The organism is Streptomyces sp. NPDC044719 (assembly GCF_056433405.1).
This window is the reverse complement of the sequence record NZ_JBWKHE010000004.1, coordinates 661,347-680,941: the sequence shown is the minus strand read 5'-3', so window position 1 is coordinate 680,941 and position 19,595 is coordinate 661,347. Positions and strand designations below refer to the sequence as shown.

19 protein-coding genes and 1 pseudogene are annotated in these 19,595 nt (G+C 72.7%); 12 read left to right on the top strand and 8 right to left on the bottom strand.

The window, feature by feature from the left end:
* Positions 1–58 precede the first annotated feature (58 nt).
* Positions 59–844, bottom strand: a complete 786-nt coding sequence (locus AC07DF_RS19110; protein ID WP_478972130.1) for a glutamate racemase — start codon at positions 842–844, stop codon at positions 59–61.
* A gap of 39 nt (positions 845–883) precedes the next feature.
* On the opposite strand from AC07DF_RS19110, the gene AC07DF_RS19105 reads away from it, so the two are divergent.
* On the top strand, positions 884–2,077 hold the full coding sequence (locus AC07DF_RS19105) for a glycosyltransferase (protein ID WP_478972128.1): 1,194 nt from the start codon (positions 884–886) through the stop codon (positions 2,075–2,077).
* A gap of 21 nt (positions 2,078–2,098) precedes the next feature.
* On the opposite strand, the gene AC07DF_RS19100 is transcribed toward AC07DF_RS19105, so the two are convergent.
* Positions 2,099–3,391, bottom strand: a complete 1,293-nt coding sequence (locus AC07DF_RS19100) for a TerD family protein (RefSeq protein WP_478972126.1) — start codon at positions 3,389–3,391, stop codon at positions 2,099–2,101.
* A gap of 297 nt (positions 3,392–3,688) precedes the next feature.
* Here AC07DF_RS19100 and AC07DF_RS19095 point away from each other — a divergent pair, with 297 nt between their 5' ends.
* The 4 genes from AC07DF_RS19095 to AC07DF_RS19080 all read left to right on the top strand — a co-directional run bounded on the left by AC07DF_RS19095 (position 3,689) and on the right by AC07DF_RS19080 (position 8,432).
* Positions 3,689–4,117, top strand: a complete 429-nt coding sequence (locus AC07DF_RS19095; RefSeq protein ID WP_478972124.1) for a DUF6643 family protein — start codon at positions 3,689–3,691, stop codon at positions 4,115–4,117.
* A 41-nt stretch (positions 4,118–4,158) separates the two neighbouring features.
* Positions 4,159–4,983 carry an MOSC domain-containing protein gene (locus AC07DF_RS19090; protein WP_478972122.1) on the top strand — a complete coding sequence of 275 codons (825 nt, stop codon included), beginning with the start codon at positions 4,159–4,161 and terminating at the stop codon, positions 4,981–4,983.
* Positions 4,984–5,159: 176 nt separating this feature from the next.
* On the top strand, positions 5,160–5,765 hold the full coding sequence (locus tag AC07DF_RS19085; protein ID WP_478972120.1) for an Rv1733c family protein: 606 nt from the start codon (positions 5,160–5,162) through the stop codon (positions 5,763–5,765).
* Positions 5,766–5,996: 231 nt separating this feature from the next.
* Complete coding sequence (locus AC07DF_RS19080; RefSeq protein ID WP_478972118.1) at positions 5,997–8,432, top strand: right-handed parallel beta-helix repeat-containing protein; 2,436 nt, start codon at positions 5,997–5,999, stop codon at positions 8,430–8,432.
* Positions 8,433–8,440: 8 nt separating this feature from the next.
* On the opposite strand, the gene AC07DF_RS19075 is transcribed toward AC07DF_RS19080, so the two are convergent.
* Positions 8,441–10,786, bottom strand: coding sequence for a hypothetical protein (locus AC07DF_RS19075; RefSeq protein ID WP_478972116.1), 2,346 nt, complete (start codon positions 10,784–10,786; stop codon positions 8,441–8,443).
* A 290-nt stretch (positions 10,787–11,076) separates the two neighbouring features.
* On the opposite strand from AC07DF_RS19075, the gene AC07DF_RS19070 reads away from it, so the two are divergent.
* The gene (locus tag AC07DF_RS19070; protein WP_382488087.1) at positions 11,077–11,907 is read left to right on the top strand and encodes a DeoR/GlpR family DNA-binding transcription regulator; all 831 of its coding nucleotides are present in this window, start codon (positions 11,077–11,079) and stop codon (positions 11,905–11,907) included.
* Positions 11,908–11,969: 62 nt separating this feature from the next.
* On the top strand, positions 11,970–12,437 hold the full coding sequence (locus tag AC07DF_RS19065) for an SRPBCC family protein (protein WP_478972114.1): 468 nt from the start codon (positions 11,970–11,972) through the stop codon (positions 12,435–12,437).
* Between the two features lie 16 nt (positions 12,438–12,453).
* Here the strand turns inward: AC07DF_RS19065 and cds1 are convergent, their stop codons facing one another.
* Positions 12,454–13,578 carry an L-cysteine desulfhydrase Cds1 gene (cds1, locus tag AC07DF_RS19060; protein WP_478972112.1) on the bottom strand — a complete coding sequence of 375 codons (1,125 nt, stop codon included), beginning with the start codon at positions 13,576–13,578 and terminating at the stop codon, positions 12,454–12,456.
* A 394-nt stretch (positions 13,579–13,972) separates the two neighbouring features.
* On the opposite strand from cds1, the gene AC07DF_RS19055 reads away from it, so the two are divergent.
* Both AC07DF_RS19055 and AC07DF_RS19050 read left to right on the top strand, forming a co-directional pair.
* Entirely contained in the window at positions 13,973–14,296 is a 324-nt protein-coding gene (locus AC07DF_RS19055; protein WP_261682162.1) for a hypothetical protein, read from the top strand.
* A gap of 183 nt (positions 14,297–14,479) precedes the next feature.
* Positions 14,480–15,013 carry an ATP-binding protein gene (locus AC07DF_RS19050; RefSeq protein ID WP_478972109.1) on the top strand — a complete coding sequence of 178 codons (534 nt, stop codon included), beginning with the start codon at positions 14,480–14,482 and terminating at the stop codon, positions 15,011–15,013.
* A gap of 61 nt (positions 15,014–15,074) precedes the next feature.
* Here the strand turns inward: AC07DF_RS19050 and AC07DF_RS19045 are convergent, their stop codons facing one another.
* The gene (locus tag AC07DF_RS19045; RefSeq protein ID WP_478972107.1) at positions 15,075–15,362 is read right to left on the bottom strand and encodes an SHOCT domain-containing protein; all 288 of its coding nucleotides are present in this window, start codon (positions 15,360–15,362) and stop codon (positions 15,075–15,077) included.
* 157 nt (positions 15,363–15,519) lie between these two features.
* Between AC07DF_RS19045 and AC07DF_RS19040 the strand changes: the two genes are divergently transcribed.
* The 3 genes from AC07DF_RS19040 to AC07DF_RS19030 are packed head-to-tail and all read left to right on the top strand — an operon-like array spanning position 15,520 to position 17,577.
* Complete coding sequence (locus AC07DF_RS19040) at positions 15,520–16,083, top strand: TetR/AcrR family transcriptional regulator (protein WP_478972105.1); 564 nt, start codon at positions 15,520–15,522, stop codon at positions 16,081–16,083.
* Positions 16,084–16,093: 10 nt separating this feature from the next.
* Entirely contained in the window at positions 16,094–16,672 is a 579-nt protein-coding gene (locus AC07DF_RS19035) for a DUF4865 family protein (protein ID WP_478972103.1), read from the top strand.
* Positions 16,669–17,577: a phosphotriesterase family protein gene (locus AC07DF_RS19030; RefSeq protein ID WP_478972101.1), complete on the top strand. Its 909-nt coding sequence runs from the start codon at positions 16,669–16,671 to the stop codon at positions 17,575–17,577. The genes AC07DF_RS19035 and AC07DF_RS19030 overlap by 4 nt, the downstream gene beginning before the upstream one ends.
* Before the next feature lie 18 nt (positions 17,578–17,595).
* Here the strand turns inward: AC07DF_RS19030 and AC07DF_RS19025 are convergent, their stop codons facing one another.
* The 3 genes and pseudogenes from AC07DF_RS19025 to AC07DF_RS19015 all read right to left on the bottom strand — a co-directional run.
* The gene (locus tag AC07DF_RS19025) at positions 17,596–18,018 is read right to left on the bottom strand and encodes a PPOX class F420-dependent oxidoreductase (protein ID WP_478972099.1); all 423 of its coding nucleotides are present in this window, start codon (positions 18,016–18,018) and stop codon (positions 17,596–17,598) included.
* Positions 18,019–18,038: 20 nt separating this feature from the next.
* On the bottom strand, positions 18,039–18,929 hold the full coding sequence (locus tag AC07DF_RS19020; protein WP_478972097.1) for an NAD(P)-dependent oxidoreductase: 891 nt from the start codon (positions 18,927–18,929) through the stop codon (positions 18,039–18,041).
* Between the two features lie 273 nt (positions 18,930–19,202).
* Positions 19,203–19,565, bottom strand: a pseudogene (locus AC07DF_RS19015) (ketol-acid reductoisomerase); the annotation flags it as partial.
* Between the last annotated feature and the right edge of the window lie 30 nt (positions 19,566–19,595).

The following is a 19,595-nucleotide window of genomic DNA, read 5'->3' as shown; positions in this document are numbered from 1 at the left end:
CGCCGACCGGGCGGCAGGCGGCCCGGCAGGGGCGACGGCGGTCGGTGACCGCTGCCGGTCAGCCGGCGGGCGTGACCGCCTGGAGCAGTCGCCCTTCGTCGTACGCCAGGGCCGGCTCGGGCAGCGTCCCCTCGCGTCCGCTCAGCAGCACGGTCAGGGTGCCGTGGGGGGTGGCTCCCGGTGCGGGCTGCTCGCCGAGCCGGCGCAGGGCCTGGGCGGCGACGGCGCCCGCGGAGCCGTGCAGCACGAGGGGCGGGCGGCCGGGGCGCTGGACGGCGGTCCGGATGCGCTCGGCGACCAGTTCGTAGTGAGTGCAGCCCAGAACGACGGTCGTCACCTCGTCGGGGGTGAGCGCGGCGGCCGCGGCCACGGTGGCGTCGATCGCCGCCTCGTCCGCGTGCTCCACCGCCTCGGCGAGGCCCCGGCAGGGGACCTCGGTGACGGGCACCCCGCCGGCGAAGTCCCTGATCAGGGCCTGCTGGTACGGGCTGCCGGTGGTGGCCGGGGTGGCCCAGATGGCTATGGGCCCGCCGCCGGCCGCGGCGGGCTTGATCGCCGGGACGGTGCCGACGACCGGGAGTTCCGGTTCGAGGCGGGCGCGCAGGGCGGTGAGCGCGTGCACGGTCGCGGTGTTGCAGCCGACGATCAGGGCGTCCGGGCGGCGCGCGGCGGCCGCCTCGGCGACGGCCAGGGCGCGCTCGGTCAGGTCCTCCGGGGTCCTCGGTCCCCACGGCATGCCGTCGGGGTCGAGGGAGAGTACGAGATCGGCGTCGGGGCGCAGCCGTCGCATCGCGGCGGTGGCCGCCAGCAGGCCGATTCCGGAGTCCATGAGCGCGATCTTCACCCGATCACGATAGACGATGAGCCTTCTCGGCCAGGTCCGGTGGGGCAGACTGCGCGCGTGAGCGCCGTTGTGTGGACTGCCGCTGGATCCCTTCTCGCCTGGCTGTGGCTGCTGCTCTGTCAGGGCTTCTTCTGGCGCACGGATGTGCGACTGCCGCCTCGCCGGGACCTGGACGTGTGGCCTGCCGTGTGCGTCGTCGTCCCGGCCCGCGACGAGGCGGCGATACTGCCGGCCGCGCTGCCGTCGCTGCTCCTGCAGGACTATCCGGGACGGGCGGAAATCTTCTTCGTCGACGACGGCAGTTCGGACGGCACCGGTGATCTCGCGCGGGAACTGGCACGCCGGCACGGCGGGCTGCCGCTGACCGTGGGCTCGCCGGGCGAGCCGCCCGCGGGCTGGACCGGGAAGCTGTGGGCGGTGCGCCACGGCATCGGCCTGGCACGCGCGCGTGATCCCGAGTATCTGCTCCTGACGGACGCCGACATCGCGCACGCGCCGGACAGTCTGCGGGAACTGGTGGCGGCGGCCCGCGCGGGGCAATTCGACGTGGTCTCGCAGATGGCCCGGCTGCGGGTGGAGAGCGCCTGGGAACGGCTCGTCGTGCCGGCCTTCGTCTACTTCTTCGCGCAGCTCTACCCCTTCCGCCGGATCGGCAAGAAGGGAACGCGGACGGCCGCCGCGGCCGGCGGTTGCGTCCTGCTGCGGACGGAGACCGCCGAGCGGGTGCGGGTCCCGGACGCGTTCCGGCACGCCGTCATCGACGACGTCGCCCTCGCCCGGTCCGTCAAGCGCGGCGGCGGGCGCGTCTGGCTGGGACTCGCCGACCGGGTGGACAGCGTGCGGCCCTATCCGCGGTTGCACGACCTGTGGCGGATGGTCTCGCGCAGCGCGTACGCCCAGCTGCGGCACAACCCCCTGCTGCTGGCCGGGACGGTCGCGGGGCTGGCGCTGGTGTACCTGGTGCCGCCGGTGGCGGTCGTGGCCGGACTGGCCGCGGGGAGCGCGGCGGCGGCGATCACCGGCGGACTGGCGTGGCTCGTGATGACCGGGACGTACGTCCCGATGCTCCGCTACTACCGGCAGCCGCTGTGGCTCGCTCCCCTGCTGCCGTTCACCGCGTTCCTCTATCTCCTCATGACGGTCGATTCGGCGGTGCAGCACTACCGGGGGCGCGGTGCGGCCTGGAAGGGCCGCACCTACGCCCGTCCGGACGCCGTGCCCGACGAGGGCTGACGGCCGCCGGAGACAAGGGGGTCACTTCCTTCCGGGGGTCCAGTTCATGCCCCACCCGTAGGCGTGGTCGACCGTGCGCTGCGGGCTGACCCCGCGCTCGGGCACCAGGTAGCGCGCCTCCCGCTGGACGACCAGGTCGCCGCCTGTGTTGGTGATCAGGGCGAGCGCGCACACGGGCGAGGGGACGGTGCACTCGTCGAGGGAGAACTCGATGGGAGCGCCGTACTGCGGCTGGAGCGTGACGGTGGCGTTCAGGTCGGCGAAGGAGCGGGCGCCTTCGTAGATGGTGACGAAGACGAGGATGCGCCGGAAGGCGTTCTTGTGGTCGAGATTGACGGTGAGGTTCTCACCGGCCGCCACGGCACCGGTGCGGTCGTCGCCGTCGAGGTGGATGTACGGGGGCTGGTGCAGCGCTCCGAAGGTGTTGCCCAGGGCTTGTACGACGCCCTTGCTGCCGTCGGTGAGTTCGAACAGCGCGCACAGGTCGAGGTCGAGGTCGGAGTGCGTCGCGGCCGGGCGGCCGAATTTGCTGCTCCACCCCGAGAACTGCTTGCGCACCTCCCAGTTGAGGTTCACATGGAGGGCGCCGGAGGTGCCGCCCTGCTTGGTGAGCGAGACGGAGGGGGCCGCCTTGGTGAGCGTCACCTTGGTCAGACGGACCGGTGCCGGTGCCGCCGGCGGCGCGGCGGGCGGGGGCGGTGCCGCCTGCTGCGTCATCGGCGGGGGCGTGGACGCCGGGGGCGCGGCGGCCAGCGATGCTGCCACGGAAGGTGCAGCGGCCCGGGCCGTCTGCTGCGGTTCGTCCACCGTGATGCCGTAGTCGGTGGCCAGCCCTTCGAGCCCGCTGCTGTAGCCCTGCCCGACGGCGCGGAACTTCCAGGCGCCCTGGCGGCGGTAGAACTCGCCCAGCACGAAAGCGGTTTCAGTCGTGGCGCCCGGGTTGTCGAAGCGGGCCATCGGGGTGCTCCGGCCGGCGTCCTGGACCTCGATGTACAGGTCCGGGACCTGCCCGAAGCTGCCGCCGTCGGAGGAGGCGGCGAGGACGACCGTCTCGATCGCGGGCTCCACGCGCGTGAGGTCGACGAGCAGCGTGTCGGTCACCCGGTCCCCGGCGTTCCGCTTGCCCTCGTGACTGATCGCGCCGGAGGAGTGCGCGGGCTGGTTGTAAAAGACGAAGTCCGCGTCGGAACGCACCTTCCCGCTTACCAGCAGCAAAGCGGAGGCATCCGCGTCAGGCACACCCGGTCCGGTACGCCAGCCCAATTCCACCCGCAGTGCCGCGGTAGGCACAGGAGTGTTTGAACCTTTCAGCATTTGCATGTCCGCCCCCATCGCGTATCACCGCGCCAGGCACATCCCGGCCGTCCGTCGAGTTCCGTGGGCACAACCTATTCCTCCCCGCGCCGAACTCCCATGCGCCGCCACCGGGAGATCCGGCGGCCAACCCCTGGTAACCCGCCCGGAACTCGGCCTTTACACGATCAGAACCCGGTTCGGTGCCCTTTTTTGGCGAGTTCGCTCGCATTGGGGATCCCAGGTCACTGCGGGCGCGGAAAACAACCCTCTTATCGGTCTCCCCAACCAGCACATCGTTGGCTTAACTTATGTGCCATGACCTCCCCCCGCTCCACCTATGGCGGCGGCTACTACTCCGCCTCCTTCCCGGACACCCCGATCTACGACAGGCTCGTCGCCGAGCGGGGCACCCCGCAGATCGCCCCGATCCGGGTTCCCGCGCAGTACGACATGCCCGGCAGCAACCTGCCCGCCCTCCCGTCCGCGCTGCCCGCTCTGCCGGCAGCCCCCTCCCAGCCCGCCTACGGCTACCCGCAGGCGCAGCAGCCCGCCCCGCTCCAGCAGGCGCCCGCGGCGTACATCCCGCAGCAGGCCTCCGCACCGCGCGGCTACCCCGGCCCCCAGCCCCAGCAGCCGCGCCCGGCGGCTCCCGGCGGCTATGAGGCGATGCGCCCCGCGGCTCCCCGGCCCGCGCCGGCTCCCTATCAGGAGCCGTACAACAACCAGCAGTACCGCGGTTACTGAGCGCACCTGGGGTTGTCGGTGCCGGCTGGCACGATGACCCCATGGGGAACGCACATCTGCACTCGATCCACGTCCATCCGGTCAAGGCGGTCCGGGGCCTGGCGCCCCGGAAGGCCGTCGTGGAGCCCTGGGGTCTGGCCGGAGACCGGCGCTGGGTGCTGATCGACGACGAGGGAAAGGTCCTCACGCAACGCCAGCAGCCGCTCCTGGCACCCGCCTCCGCAGACCTCCTGGCGGACGGCGGCGTCCGGCTGTCCGCGCCCGGCATGGAGCCGCTGACGGTGCCCGTTCCCCGCCCCCTCGGCACGGTGCCGGTGCAGATCTTCCGCGACAAGGTCGAGGCGGTCCCGGCCGAGGACGAAGCCGCGCACGCCTGGTGCAGCGCCTATCTGGGCATCGACGCGCGCCTCGTGTACATGCCCGATCCAGCCACGCGCCGGCCCGTCGACCCGGAGTACGCGCGTCCCGGCGAGACCGTCTCCTTCGCCGACGGCTTCCCGCTGCTGCTCACGACGACGGCCTCGCTCGAGGCCCTCAACACCCTGATCGCACAGGGCGACCACGCGGACGAGGGCCCGCTGCCCATGAATCGTTTCCGGCCGAACGTGGTCGTGGCGGGCACCGCCGCCTGGGCCGAGGACGCGTGGTCGCGCGTCGCCATCGGGGAGGTGTCCTTCCGGGTCGCGAAGCCCTGCGGCCGGTGCGTGGTGACCACCACCGACCAGGGCACGGGCGAGCGCGGCCGCGAGCCCCTGTACAGCCTGGGGCGGCACCGGCGGCTCGGCGGCAAGCTGGTCTTCGGCCAGAACCTGGTGCCCCTGTCCCGGGGCACGATCCGGGTCGGGGACCCTGTCAGGGTCCTCTGACAGCGCGGGCGGAAGGTCTCCGACGCGGTCGGGAACCGCCCCACGGGCCCGGGCGTTGGCCTTGTGTGAGAAGTTCATGAGAGACCCGTGAGAGGTGATGTGGCTCTCTCTTCGACGGGTCGGCGCGTGGAGGGCTCCGCGGGGGGTTATCACGGAGCGGGAAGGGGGTGCGGTCGGTGCGAGCGATCAGGGGGCTCTGGCGCTGGCGGCGCAATCCGCTGTGCCGTGCGACCGATCTGGCCGAGGCCTGGGTGGCGCTGGCCGCCCTGCTGCTGATCCTCCTGGTCGCCCCGGTGGCCGGGGCCTTCGTCGGAGGCGCCGCCCAGGACACGCTGCAGCGGTCCGTCCGGATCCAGCACGAGGCGCGGCATCTCGTGACGGCCACGGTGGTCCGCAAGCTGGACCGCTCCCCGCTCGACGCCGACCCGGAGACCTCGACGGGCAGGGATCTGCGCAACCGCGTCCTCGCCGACTGGACCGCCCCGGACGGCACCACGCACCGGGGCCCGGTCCTGGCGGGCCTCAAGGACCCGCAGCAGGGCGACGAGTTCCGGATATGGACCGACCGGCACGGCCGGATGGTGGCCCGCCCGCTCGACTCGGCCACGGCGTCGACGCACGCGGTCCTCGGCGGCATAGGCGCCGCCCTGGCGGTCGGCGGCCTCGTCGAGGGCGCCAGGCGGCTGATCGTCTGGCGCATGGTCCGCCGCAGGTACGCCCGTTGGGACCAGGCATGGGACAAGGCGGGCCCGGACTGGGGCAGGACGGGCACCGGCAGCTGAGACGGCCTTCCGACTCTGGTCAACCCACCACCCGCGCGCACGCTACGGTGGTCCGGCCGAGACGATCGGCACAACCCGCGCGCGAGCGAGCAGGAGGGGCGCGCCGGTGTCGCTGCCGCGTGCGCGCGCAGGCCCGAGAGGCCGAGCACGGCCGCGACTCACGACACGGGCTGAAGCGCCCCGAGGGCGAACGAGCCATCAGTACGACCGAGGTGGGGGCACAGCTACACCATGGCACAGGGCACGGTCCAGGTGACGCACACCGGAACGTCGCGGTGGCGGCGCCGCACGGGTGAGTACGCATCGCTCGCCGCCGCCCTGGAGGCCGCGGCCGACGGAGACGTCCTCACCGTCGCCCCCGGCACCTACCGGGAGAACCTCGTCGTGCAGCGCGCAGTGACCCTGCGGGGGCCTGAGGGCTCCCCCGGCTCGGTGCGGATCGCGCCGGTGGACGGGGTGCCGCTGACCGTGCGTGCCTCGGCGGTGGTGCAGGACCTGCACGTGGAGGGCCAGGACTCGGCCGCCCCCGCCGTCCTGGTGGAGGAGGGCACACCGGAGCTGCGGGACGTGCGGGTCGTCACGCGCTCGGCGGCGGGGATCGAGGTGCGCGGCAGCGCCCGGCCCACGGTCCGGCGCTGCGCGGTCGACAATCCGGCGGGCGTCGGCATCGCCGTACTCGACGGCGCGGGCGGGGTGTTCGAGGAGTGCGAGGTCGTCGCGGCGGGCCAGTCGGGCGTGGCGGTGCGCGGCGGCGCCCATCCCCGTCTGGAGCGCTGCCGGGTGCACCACACCTCGGGCTCGGGCCTGTCGGCGACCGGGGAGAACTCGGCGCTGGAGGCGGTGGGCTGCGAGATCTACGAGGTCCGGGGCAGCGGGGTGCAGATCACCGGCCGGGCCACCGCGCACCTCACGGACTGCGATGTGCACCGGACGACGGCCGACGGCGTCACACTGGACACGGACGCCGTGCTGACGCTCGCCGACTGCCGCATCCACGACATCCCGGAGAACGCGGTCGACCTGCGCTCGCGTTCGGTCCTCACGCTGACGCGCACCACGGTGCGGCAGTTCGGGCGCAACGGCCTGTCGGTGTGGGACCCGGGCACGCGCGTGGACGCCAACCAGTGCGAGATCTTCGACAGCACGGGCGACTACCCGGCGGTGTGGGTGAGCGACGGGGCCACGGCGGTGCTCGACTCGTGCCGGGTGCACGACGTGCCGGACGCGCTGTTCGTCCTCGACCGCGGCTCGCGCGCGGACGTCGTCGACAGCGACCTGTCGCAGGTGCGCAACACGGCCGTGTCGGTGAGCGACGGCGCGACCGCCCAGCTCGACGACTGCCGGATCCGGGACGCGGCGACGGGCGCCTGGTTCCGCGACCACGGCAGCGGTGGCACCCTCAGCAACTGCACGCTGGACGGCACCCAGACCGGCGTCATCGTCACCAAGGGCGCCGACCCGACCGTGGAGCGCTGCACGATCGACTCCCCGGCGGAGGCCGGGGTCTATGTCTCGGCAGGCGGCCGCGGCAGCTTCCAGAACTGCCGGGTGACGGGCAGCGGCGGCTACGGCTTCCATGTGATCGACGGCAGCCGTACGACGCTCAGGAAGTGCCGTACGGAGCGGTGCACGCGCGGCGGCTACGAATTCGCGGACAGCGGCGCGGACGCGGCGTCCGGGACGGGCCCGCTGGTGGAGGACTGCACCAGCGACGAGAGCGCGGGGCTCAGGGCGCCCGCGGCGCGGGAGACGGCCGTGCAGACGGTGAGCCACTCCCCCGGTCTGCTGGGCGCCCTGCCCGAACAGCGTGCCGAACCGGCGCCCCCGGCCCCGGCCGTGGAGCCTGAACAGCCCTCCCGTACCTCGAAGGCGGTCCTCGGTGAACTGGACGCGCTGGTGGGCCTGGAGAGCGTCAAGCGCGAGGTGCGTGCCCTCACCGACATGATCGAGGTCGGCCGGCGCCGGCAGCAGGCGGGCCTGAAGGCGGCGTCGGTCAAGCGGCACCTGGTCTTCACCGGCTCCCCCGGCACCGGCAAGACGACGGTCGCGCGGCTGTACGGAGAGATCCTCGCCTCCCTGGGGGTGCTGGAGAAGGGCCACCTGGTCGAGGTGTCCCGGGTGGACCTGGTGGGCGAGCACATCGGCTCGACCGCGATCCGCACACAGGAGGCCTTCGAGAAGGCACGCGGCGGCGTGCTGTTCATCGACGAGGCGTACGCGCTGTCCCCCGAGGACGCGGGCCGCGACTTCGGCAAGGAGGCCATCGACACGCTGGTGAAGCTGATGGAGGACCACCGGGACGCGGTCGTGGTGATCGTCGCGGGCTACACGGCCGAGATGGAGCGCTTCCTGTCGGTCAACCCGGGTGTGGCGTCCCGCTTCTCACGGACCATCACCTTCAGCGACTACGGCCCCGAGGACCTGCTGCGGATCGTGGAGCAGCAGGCCGAGGAGCACGAGTACCGGCTGGCACCGGGCGCCGCCGAGGCCCTGGGGAAGTACTTCACGGAGCTCCCCAAGGGCCCGGCGTTCGGCAACGGCCGTACCGCGCGGCAGACGTTCGAGGCCATGGTGGAGCGCCACGCGAGCCGGGTCGCCCAGGTCGCGGAGCCGAGCACGGACGACCTGACGCTGCTCTACTCCGAGGATCTGCCCGAGCTGCTCTGAGGCCTGGCCTACGCGGCGGGCGGCTCGGGCTCGTCGCGGGGAGCCGGCAGGCCCGGCCGCAGCCGGGCCAGCAGCTTGCGGCGTTCCTCGGCGAACGCCGGGTCGGCCTGGTAGTCGGAGTGGCCGAGGATCGGCGCGGGCAGCGGCAGCAGGTCCGTGCGGCCATAGGCGAGGGGGTCCTTCAGAGGGCCGTGGTCGACCTGGTGCCCGCGGTCGCCGGGCAGGCGCATCGGGCCGCCGATGGGGTCGGTGAGCCGGTAGAGGTTGCGCCAGCAGTCGACCTCCCGGTGCAGTGAGCTGAGCGCGGCAGGGCCGAAGTGTGCGGGAAACCAGCGGCCGTAGAGGCGTTCCAGCGGGGAGCCGTAGGTCAGCAGGGCGACGCGTTTGCGGGCGGACGGGGCGAGTTGCCAGGCCGCCGCGGCGGCGAGAACGCTGCCCTGCGAGTGCCCGGAGATGACCAGCCGTCCGCCGGTGGTCCGGGTCCAGGTCGCCATCCGCCAGGTCAGGTCGGGCACGGCGCGTTCGGCGTAGCAGGGCGGGGCGAAGGGGTGGGCGGCGCGCGGCCAGAAGGTGCCGACGTCCCAGAGGATGCCGATGGTGCGGCGGGCCGCCGCGTCCTTGTAGGCGCGCCGGCCCCAGGTGACGAACAGTATGAAGCCGAGGCCGATCAGCCAGGAGCCGAGTGCCTGGGCGGTCTCCGCGGCGCCGTGGACGACGGGGTAGGCGTTCTGCGCGGCCTCCCCCGGTGTCTCGTCGGTGGTCAGGGCGCCCACCAGGGCTCCGGCGCCGAGGAGCAGGGTGACTCCGGAGGTGACGGCGACGATGCGGGGTCCCCGGTCGGTGAGCGCGGCCATCGCGCGGGTGTAGGCGATGCGGCGGGTGCGGGCGCGGTCCTGGGACTCGTCCGGGTAGTCGCGTGCCACGGCCTCACGCTCGGCGCGGGCCAGCTGCCAGGCGCGCCGGGCCAGCCAGCCGAAGAGCACCAGGAGCACCACGATCAGGGGCGGGATGACGGACGCCTGCCAGGTCAGCAGGACCGGTGGGCCGTCTATCGACGTGCCGGTGCCGTCCAGCCAGTCGGACACGCGCTGGGACACGCCGCCGGACATCACCCCGCCCAGGGCGCAGGCGAGCATCGCAACGGCCGGTCCGCCGAGGCCGCGCAGCACGGCCCGCCGGTCGGGGTCGGTGCGGTGCAGGGCGTGGGCGACGCCGGCGAGGACGATCACGAGCAGCCCCTGCACCAGCGCGATACCGCCGAAGGCCATGTCGCCCGGCAGCCGCCCGGCCGACTCCCAGCCGGGGCGCTCCCACCCGGCGTACAGCAGGGCGAGGCCGAGCAGGACGAGCGCGGCGAGCGGCAGTCGTCGTACGAAACGGTCGTCGAGCTCCCGGTCGAGGCGCCTCTCGCTGCGGCCCCGGCGGCACACGACCCACACCACGGCGACCGCGCACGCCACGAGGGCCGCCTCCAGAAGCAGGCCGAGGATGTTCAGTACGGCGGGGCCGCCGGGCTCGCGGTCGCGGCGGGCGGCGGCGCCGGCGACCGCGGCCGCGACGGTGATCAGCCCGGCGGCGGTGTGCGCGGCGCGCAGCCGCGCGACCAGCCGGCGTCCGTACCAGAACCCGGGACGCCCCAGCGCGGTCGGGCTGCCGTCCTCGTCGGGCTCGGGGTGGCGTTCGATCGGCTGCTGGGACTCGTAGTCGCTCCAGGTGCGCTTGGACAGGTACCACAGCAGTGCGGTCAGCGCGGTGGGGACGAAGGCGGCGAGGGCGAGCCTGCGGCCGGGGCTGCTCCACCAGCCGCCGTCCGAGACGGTGGGTGAGAGGAAGCCCAGCCAGGAGTGGCGGTCGGCGCACGGATGAGTGCCCGCGCACTGCCATGCCGCCAGGTCGAGGGCGACCTCGCAGGCCGCCGCGACGAGCAGCACGGTCAGGGTGAGTCCCGCCAGCCGCACCAGGAGGCCGTAGAGGCGCACCGTGCGTCTTCGGCCGCGGGCGGTGGGGCGCATCCAGTGGGCGAGGTTGACGACCATGAACGGCAGCAGCAACAGCCACAGGGCGCGGGTGCCGTTTCCGGAGGTGAGGTTGCACCAGACGTAGGCCTCGGGCACCGGTCCGTCGCGGCGGTGGGCGTCGGGGCTGGTCTCCGCGTCGACGTCGTCGGCGCGGCGGAAGACGGCCGCGATGTTGTCGCCGGTGATCCGCACCGTGCGCGGATCGTTGAGCATGTCCTGCGGCGTGGTGCCGCCCACGCCGTGGACCAGGAGTTCCAGGGCGGTCCCGGTCTCGCCGGGCCGCTGGGCGGGCTGGTCCGGCCCGCCGGTCGAGACATGTTCCTGCGCACGTTCCACTGATTCGCACTTCCCCCGTGACACGCCGTCGGCTCTGTCCGTGCGGGCACAGGATCTCCACTTCTGCGGCTCCGCACACCTCCTGTCACGGAATCTCCCCGATCCGTGATACGGGGAAGCGGCAGCTGAGCTCCGAGTGACATGTGCGCGACGAGTGGTCGGTGGCGCCGCCGGCTCCGCGACATGCGAGGATGAGACGTCCGCGCACCGGAGCCCAGGGAGAATGTCCTAGTGGGGGCGGGTGTGCTGGGCGAGTCGGACGGCATTGAGGCGAAAGGACCGGAGCGTACGTGAGCGAGAATCAGAACCTCCTCGCGGAGCAGCGGCGATCCCTGATCCTCGACGAGGTCCGCCGCCGGGGCGGTGTCCGGGTCAACGAGCTGACCCGGAAGCTCGGCGTGTCGGACATGACCGTCCGCCGCGATCTCGACGCGCTGGCCCGCCAGGGCGTGCTGGAGAAGGTGCACGGCGGCGCGGTCCCGGTGGTCGAGGCGAGTACGCACGAACCGGGTTTCGAGGCCAAGTCGGGCCTGGAGCTGACCGCCAAGGAGGACATCGCGCGGGCCGCGGCCAAGCTGGTCGCGCCGGGCGCGGCGATCGCCCTGTCGGGCGGTACGACGACCTTCGCGCTCGCGCACCAGTTGCAGGACGTGCCGGATCTGACGGTGGTCACCAACTCGGTGCGGGTGGCCGACGTCTTCCACGCGGCGCAGCGCACCTCGGGCCCCCGGCAGGGCGCTGCCACGGTCGTGCTGACCGGTGGGGTGCGCACTCCGTCCGACTCGCTGGTGGGGCCGGTGGCCGACCAGGCGATCGCGGCGCTCCACTTCGACCTGCTGTTCCTCGGTGTGCACGGCATATCGGTCGAGGCCGGTCTGTCGACGCCGAACCTCGCGGAGGCCGAGACCAACCGGCGGCTCGTGCAGTCGGCCCGGCGGGTGGTGGTGGTCGCCGACCACACCAAGTGGGGCAAGGTGGGCCTGAGTTCGTTCGCCTCGCTGGAGCGGATCGACACGCTCGTGACGGACGCCGGCCTGCCGGACGAGGCGCGCGGCGTGGTCGTGGAGCATCTGCGGCGACTGGTGGTGGCCGGGGAGCCCGAGGAGGGGGCAGACATCTGACGGGCCGCCAGCTAGGGTGACGCTTCCGGTGCCGCCCGTTCCGTGCGAGGAGGGCCTCGTCCATGCCTCACCGTCTGCGCCCCGTCGGGCTCGATTTCGCCGGGATCGCGCCCGTGCGGCATGTCTCCGCGATGGTGATCTCGGCTCCGGTGGAAGCGGTCTACCGTGCGCTCGAGGACGTGCCCGGCTGGGTCGACTGGTTTCCCCAGGTGACGGCCGCCCGTGAGATCGACGGGGGTGCGGGCCGCGACATCACGCTCAGCGGGGGCGTCCGGTTCCGTGAGTCGGTCGTCGCGGCGAAGGAACCCGAGGTCTACGCCTACCGCGTCGACGTCACCAACGTGCCCGGCGTGCGGGCGATCGTCGAGGAGTGGCGGCTCGCACCGGCCGGCGACGGCACCCGGGTGCGGTGGACCTTCGCCACCGACGGGACGGCGGCGTACCGGCTCGCCATGAGGCCGATACGGATCGCCCAGGCGCGCGCCTTCCGGGATGCCGTCTCGGCACTGGACCGGAGGCTGGCGGCCTGACGCTGCGGGCCCGGCCTCAGTCCATCCAGACGCCCGTCTCCAGCAGCGCGTCGATCGCGGCCGTGTACGGCGCGATGTCCAGCCCCTGGGCGGCCAGCCAGGTGTCCGAGTAGTACTTGTCGAGATACCGGTCCCCCGGGTCGCACAGCAGGGTCACGACGCTTCCCTGCCGCCCCTCGGACACCATCTCGGCGACGATCTTCAGCGCGCTCCACAGCCCCGTGCCCGTCGAGCCGCCCGCCTTGCGGCCGATGGCGCGCTCCAGTGCCCGTACGGCGGCGACACTGGCCGCGTCGGGCACCTTCATCATCCGGTCGATCGCGCCGGGCACGAAGCTCGGTTCCATACGGGGCCGGCCGATGCCCTCGATACGGGAGCCGCAGTCGCAGGTGACGTCCGGATCGCCGGTGGTCCAGCCCTCGAAGAAGCACGAGTTCTCCGGGTCGGCCACGCAGACGCGCGTGTCGTACTGCATGTAGTGGATGTAGCGCGCGAGGGTCGCGGAGGTGCCGCCGGTGCCCGCCGTTGCGACGATCCACGCCGGCTCGGGATACCGCTCAAGTCGCAGCTGGCGGAAGGTGGATTCGGCGATGTTGTTGTTCCCGCGCCAGTCCGTGGCCCGTTCGGCGTAGGTGAACTGGTCCATGTAGTGGCCGCCGGTCTCCGCCGCGAGACGGGCGGACTCCTCGTACATCGTGCGAGGGTCGTCGACGAAGTGGCACCGTCCGGAATGGAACTCGATGAGGCGGATCTTCTCGGTGCTCGTCGTGCGCGGCATGACGGCGATGAAGGGAACGCCGATGAGCTTCGCGAAGTACGCCTCGGAGACGGCCGTCGAACCGCTGGAGGCCTCGATCACGGGTCTGCCCGGCCGGATCCAGCCATTGCACAGGCCATAGAGGAAGAGTGAGCGGGCCAGCCGGTGCTTGAGGCTGCCGGTGGGATGGGTGGACTCGTCCTTCAGGTACAGGTCGATGCCCCAGCGCTCCGGCAGGGGGAACTGGAGCAGGTGTGTGTCGGCCGAGCGGTTGACGTCGGCCTGGACCCTGCGGACGGCCTCTTTCAGCCACGCGCGGTAGCCGGCGTCACTGTGGTCGACGTCGAGGGTCACGCCGGTCCGGGTCTGCTGGGGAGTGCTCACGAGGGGGCTCCTATCGCTGCGCGCCGACGGCACGTCGCGCGGCCGACACCTCGATGATAGGCAGCTTCCGCACGCTTCTCACCTGCATAAACGCATCTTTGAGCCCCCCAAAGCGCCCCCTGGGGCAGAGGCCGGGGCAAGGGGGCGCGCGGTCCCGGGGGCGCATTCGCGTATGTGCTGCGGGCGCCCCCCGGCGAGGGGGTCTCACGCACTGGTGCTCGACGCCGGGTGCGGGCAGACTTCACCGCGGGACCAAGGCCTCGAACGGGGTACCGGCAGGGGTACGAACACCGCCGGAGCGGACTTCCGAGGCACACTGGATCAGAACACGAGCCGTATCGGCACCGCGGGGAGCGCGGGCCGGTACACCGAGGCGCACAAGGGGGCGGGTGGCATGGCGGAGCCGGAGTTCAGGGCCACGGGCGTGCGGATCGGGAAGCGGCTGCGTTCGCTCACCCGGGCCGGACAGGTCCGGATCAGCGACGGCCGGCTCGAGCTGCTGACCAGCTACGGCAGTGAGATCGACAGCGCGCCGGTACAGGCGGTGCGCGCGTCCAAGCCCTGGTTCGGCCCCGATGACCGGGCCACGGCGGATCTCAACGGCAATCGGTACCTGCTCACCCTGGGCGATCACGACCCCGCCCCGGGCGAGCCGGGGCCGCCCGCGGCACGGCGCTTCATCGAGGCCGTGCGCCGAGCGGCGGGGCGCGGCGACTGAGATGTCCGCGAGTTGCGGTACCTCACCCCCTGCGTCACTCTGGTCTCACGTCACTCTGGGTTTACCGGCGATAACGCTGCGAACCAGCCCGCCGGCCACGACAGCGGGCGGCAGTGCCATGAAGGCGCCCTGCTGGATCCGAACTCCGTGTTCTTCCGGACCTCACGTCGGGGAGTCGCAGCCGTGATCAGCTACCCAAGCAGACACTGCACGGTGGAGCTTCAAGCCCTGCCGTCGCGGATCGGCCAGGTCCGCAGAATCGTATCTGCGCAATTGCGCTACTGGCATCTGGACGCCCTGATCGACCGGGCCTCGCTCGGCGTGACGGAGCTGCTGTCCAACGTCCACCGGCATGCCCAGCCCGACAAGACATGCACGGTGGAGATAGAGCTCCTCCTCGACCGGCTCACCGTCTCGGTGCGCGATCACGACCCGCGGATGCCCGTGGTGGAGGATCCTCAGGACATCGCGCCGCTGGCGACCTGCGGGCGCGGGCTCGCGATGGTGGCCGCCATGAGCGAGAGCTGGGGTGTCCGGCCGGACGGCGAGTCCGGCAAGGTCGTGTGGTTCACCCTGCCGACCTCCGTGGTGGCGCCGTCGCGCCGGGCGCGTCGCCCGGTCCTGGAGAAGCCCGCGCGCAGGTTCGCGGAGGTCGGGCCCTCCGTCGACGGGCTGCGTCCCGACCATGCTCCCGCCCGGTCCGCCGTTGCCGGTTGACCGGGCGGTGACCACCCTTCGCACGGCGGTCACTTCGAGTTGACTCGTTCGGTCAGCATGCTCACGCACCACCGCCCTTGGCCGAGGGTCCGAACTCCTCGTTCAGTACGGACAGCCGGCGCCAGTACTCGTCCTCGTCGATCTCGCCGGAGGCGAAGCGGTGGCCGAGCACGGCGATGGGCGAGTCGTTCCCGACGGCGGACTGCCGCCAGGGGCCGCCCCGGCGTCCGCGCCACACGGTGCGGCGCAGCAGCACGATGCCGCCGCCGATCACCAGCGCCCAGATCAACGGGAAGAACAGGATCCACGGGCCGGGCCCGCCGTCACCGAAGTGCGCCAGGGTCTGCATGTCGTCCAACTCCTCGGATGCGTTGCCGCGATGTTTCCGTGTGCGCTTCCGAGAGTCGCCCCATGAGGGGGCCCGGGTCGTCGTACGGACAGCGGCAGTACGCGTACCTCACCGGGAGTATTGGCCTGCTGTAACTACTAGTATGTACAGTGAGGGCATGAGCACCTCGGAACGGCTGATCGAGTCCACCCGCGAGCTGCTGTGGGAGCGCGGCTATGTGGGCACGAGCCCCAAGGCGATCCTGGAGCGCGCGGACGCCGGGCAGGGCAGCATGTACCACCACTTCAAGGGCAAGCCCGATCTCGCACTGGCCGCGATCCGGCGGACCGCCGAGGAGATGCGGACTGCCGCCGCGGAAGTACTCGACGGCCCCGGAACGCCGTACGAGCGCGTCGAGGCGTATCTGCGGCGCGAGCGGGACGTACTGCGGGGCTGTCCGATCGGCCGGCTGACCATGGACCCGGACGTGATCGCGAGCGACCAACTGCGTGCCCCGGTCGAGGAGACCCTGGACTGGCTCCGGGTGCGGATCGCCGGGATCGTCGAGGAGGGCAAGGAACAGGGCCAGTTCGTGCCCTCGCTGGACGGCGAGGAGGTCGCGGCGGCGGTCGTGGCCACGGTCCAGGGCGGCTATGTCCTCGCCCGCGCCACCGGCTCCCCCGCCGCGTTCGACGCGGGGGTGCGGGGGTTGCTCTCGCTGCTGGCACCCCGTCCCGCCTGAGGAGGCTTCCGTGCACGCCATGCAGTACGAACTCACCCTGCCCGCCGACTACGACATGGGCGTCATCCGCGACCGGGTCGCCCGTGTGGGGCGGCTGCTCGACGACTGGGACGGGCTCGGTCTCAAGACCTATCTGATGCGCGAGCGCGGCCTGCGCGGCTCGCCGGTCAATCAGTACGCGCCCTTCTATCTGTGGAACACCGTGGAAGGCATGAACTCCTTCCTGTGGGGCGGTGGTTTCCAGCGGCTCGGTGACGACTTCGGGCGGCCGTCCGTCCGGCAGTGGACGGGGCTCGCGTACGAGGAAGGGGGCCGGTCCCGGGCGCGGTTCGCGGTGCGGCTGCGCCAACCGTTCCCGGAGGACGGGCTGTTGGCCGGGACGGTGGAGGAGGCGGTGCGGGAGACCCGGCGGCTGGCGAAGGAGGACGGGGCCCTGCTCGCCGCGGCCGCCGTCGACACGAGCAGGTGGGAGCTGGTGCACTTCTCGCTCTGGGAGCACGACACGCCCGAGGCCGACGGTGACGTGTTCGAGGTGCTGCACCTGTCGGCGCCCGGCCGGGACCGGCTGCCGCTGGGGCGCCAGTGGTGAGCGCGATACGAACGGTGTTGGGGGACGTACCCCCTGGAGACCTCGGCGTGTGCGACGCCCACGACCATCTGTTCTTCGGCAGTCCCCGGCTGCCCGGCCAGGAGCTGCGCAGCGTGGCGGCGGCGCGGGCGGAGCTGGCGGCGTTCCGGGAGCAGGGCGGCGGGGCCGTGGTGCAGTGGACGCCGTACGGGCTGGGGCGGCGGGCCGCCGATCTGCCGCCGCTGTCCCGGGAGACCGGTGTGCACGTGGTCGCCGCGACGGGGCTGCACCAGGCCGTGCACTACGACGACGACACACTCGCCGGGCTACGGGGCCGGCTCGCCGACGTCTTCGTCTCCGAACTCACCGAGGGCATCGGGGTGTCGGGGGTGCGGGCGGGGCTCGTCAAGGTCGCGGGCGGGTTCCACGCGCTGGACGCGCACGCCCGCTGGACCATGTCTGCGGCGGCCGAGGCGCATCACGCCACGGGGGCGGCCGTCGCCGTGCACCTGGAGCTGGGCACGGGCGCGCTGGACGTACTGGACCTGCTGTGCGGGGAGTTGGGGGTGCCGCCGCATCGCGTGGTGCTCGGGCACCTCAACCGCTCCCCCGACCTCGTGGTGCACCGGCAGGCCGCGGAGTCCGGCTGCTATCTGGCCTTCGACGGGCCGTCACACGCCCACCACGCCACGGACTGGCGGATGCCGGACGCCGTACGGGCCCTCGCCGACGCCGGGTTCGGCGACCGGGTGCTGCTGGGCGCCGACACCACCACGGCCGCCGCCCGCTCGGTGGACGGCGGCCCCGGGATGCCGTATCTGCTGCGCCGGGTGCGGCCCCGGCTGGTCCACGCCGTGGGCGAGGACCTGGTGGGGCGCATCCTCACGGAGAACCCGGGCCGGGCGTTCGCGGTGGAGTGGCGCTAGCCGGCGTGGTCGCGGGCCTCAGCCTCCGGCCTGGTCACTGTCCTTCAGCTCGCCCCAGCCGTGCCAGCGGTCGACCTCGATCCACGCGCTGACCCGGGGGCGGACGCGGTCCGGGTAGGGCTTTCCGATGTAGTGCCGGGCGAGGCGGTCGATGTCGGCCAGGCCCTCGTCGTCGTGCAGCTCGGTGACCTGGCCGATCAGGGTGACGTGGGTGTACCAGTCGTCGCCGGCGAGGACGGTGAGGGTGACGCGCGGGTCGCGGCGCAGATGCTTGAGGCGTACGCGGCCCTCGTCGAGGTTGATCAGGACGCGGCCGTCCTGCCACAGGTACCAGGTGGCGGTGGAGACGGGCGTGCCGTCGGAGCGCAGCGTGGCCATGACGCACGGGTTGGGCCGGCTCAGCAGGGCGTCGGCCTCGGGCGGCAGCGGCGGCTTGGACATACGGGAACCTCCTGGGTTGATCAGGTGGACGTCTTCTCGTCGAAGCTGGCGAAGTAGGCGGCGACCATGTCCTCGTCGCCGTGGCCCTGGGCGGCGGCACGCTCCATACGGGTGGCGGCCGCCTCGGCGACGTCCAGGCGGACGCCGTTGCCCGCACCGGCCTGGACGATCAGGCGGGCGTCCTTGGCGGCGGTGGTCACCGCGAACTGGGGCGGGGTGAGCCGGTCGTCGAGGACCAGCTCGGACTTGGCGCGCAGATAGCCCATGTCGAGCGGGCCGCCGGCGACCAGGTCGAAGAAGCTGTGCGGGTCGACGTCGAGGGCCTTGGCCAGCGCCAGGGCCTCACCGGCGGCGGCCGTGACGGCGAGGACCCAGCTGTTGGCGACCAGCTTCAGCCGCGTGGCGGCACCCGCGGCCCCGTCCTCTCCGGTCCACAGGGTGCGGGCGCCGACGGCGTCGAAGACCGGCGTCACACGGTCCCGCCCTTCGGCGGGCCCGGCGGCGAGCACGGTCAGCTGCCCGGCCTCGGCGGGCTGACGCGTGCCGAGGACGGGCGCGTCGTAGAAGACCAGGCCGTGCTCGCGGGCGAAGGCGGCCAGATCGGCGATGCCCTCGACACCGGCGGTGGTGGACTGCACCCATGCGATGCCGGGGCGCAGGGCCGGGGCGGCCTCGCGCATCGTCTCCAGGACGGCCGGACCGTCGTAGAGCATGGTCAGGACGACATCGGTGTCCCGCACCGCCTGTGCGGGCGTGTCGCAGATCCGCACGCCCTCGGCGGCCAGCGGCTCGGCCTTGGCACGCGTGCGGTTCCAGGCGCGGACGGTGTGTCCGGCCCGGGCGACGTTGCGGGCCATGGCCGCGCCCATGATGCCGGTGCCCAGGACGCTCACGGTGAGCTTGTCGGTCATTGCGCTCAACTTCCTCGGTGGTGCGGTGCGGGCGTGCTGCCTGCGAACCAGCCTGCCCGCTCAGCGGCGAGCCTTCCCGGAAGCGGCGCGGGCACGCCTGTCCCACCACGCATTCGTGCCGGTTCAGCTCACCGAGATGTCCACGGACGGCCGCAGCTTCGCCGCCGCCGCCAGTGCCTCGTGCACCGGGTGGGTGTCGAAGCCGTCCAGCAGGGCGGCGTCCGCCGGGTGCTCGGCGGCCGGGTAGGCGATCTGCTCGTATGCCGCCTGCACCTCGATGACGGACTCGTTGACGGTCTCCGACCAGGGGTGCCCGCGGTGGGCGAACTCGTCGATCTGGGCCGTCATGGTGGCGACGAACACGCCGGCGTTGAACGGGTCGACGGGCAGGTCACGGGTGCCGCGCCGGGCCCGCACCCGGTCGCTCACCGACCACATCGGGGATCCCCCGATCCCGCTCATCGGGCGTGCGCCGAGCCGCCGTTCGGCGAGGATCACGCTGCGCAGTTCGGTGCCGTCGGCGACCTCGTCGTAGATCTCGGCGACGATCTCGCGCGCGGGGGCGTAGGTGGCCGTGTACGCCCGGTCGAAGAGGTCCCGGCCGACGGGGTCGAGGCCCTCGCGCACGGCCCGCAGCGGGACCGGCTGGTGGTGGTCCCGGCCGAT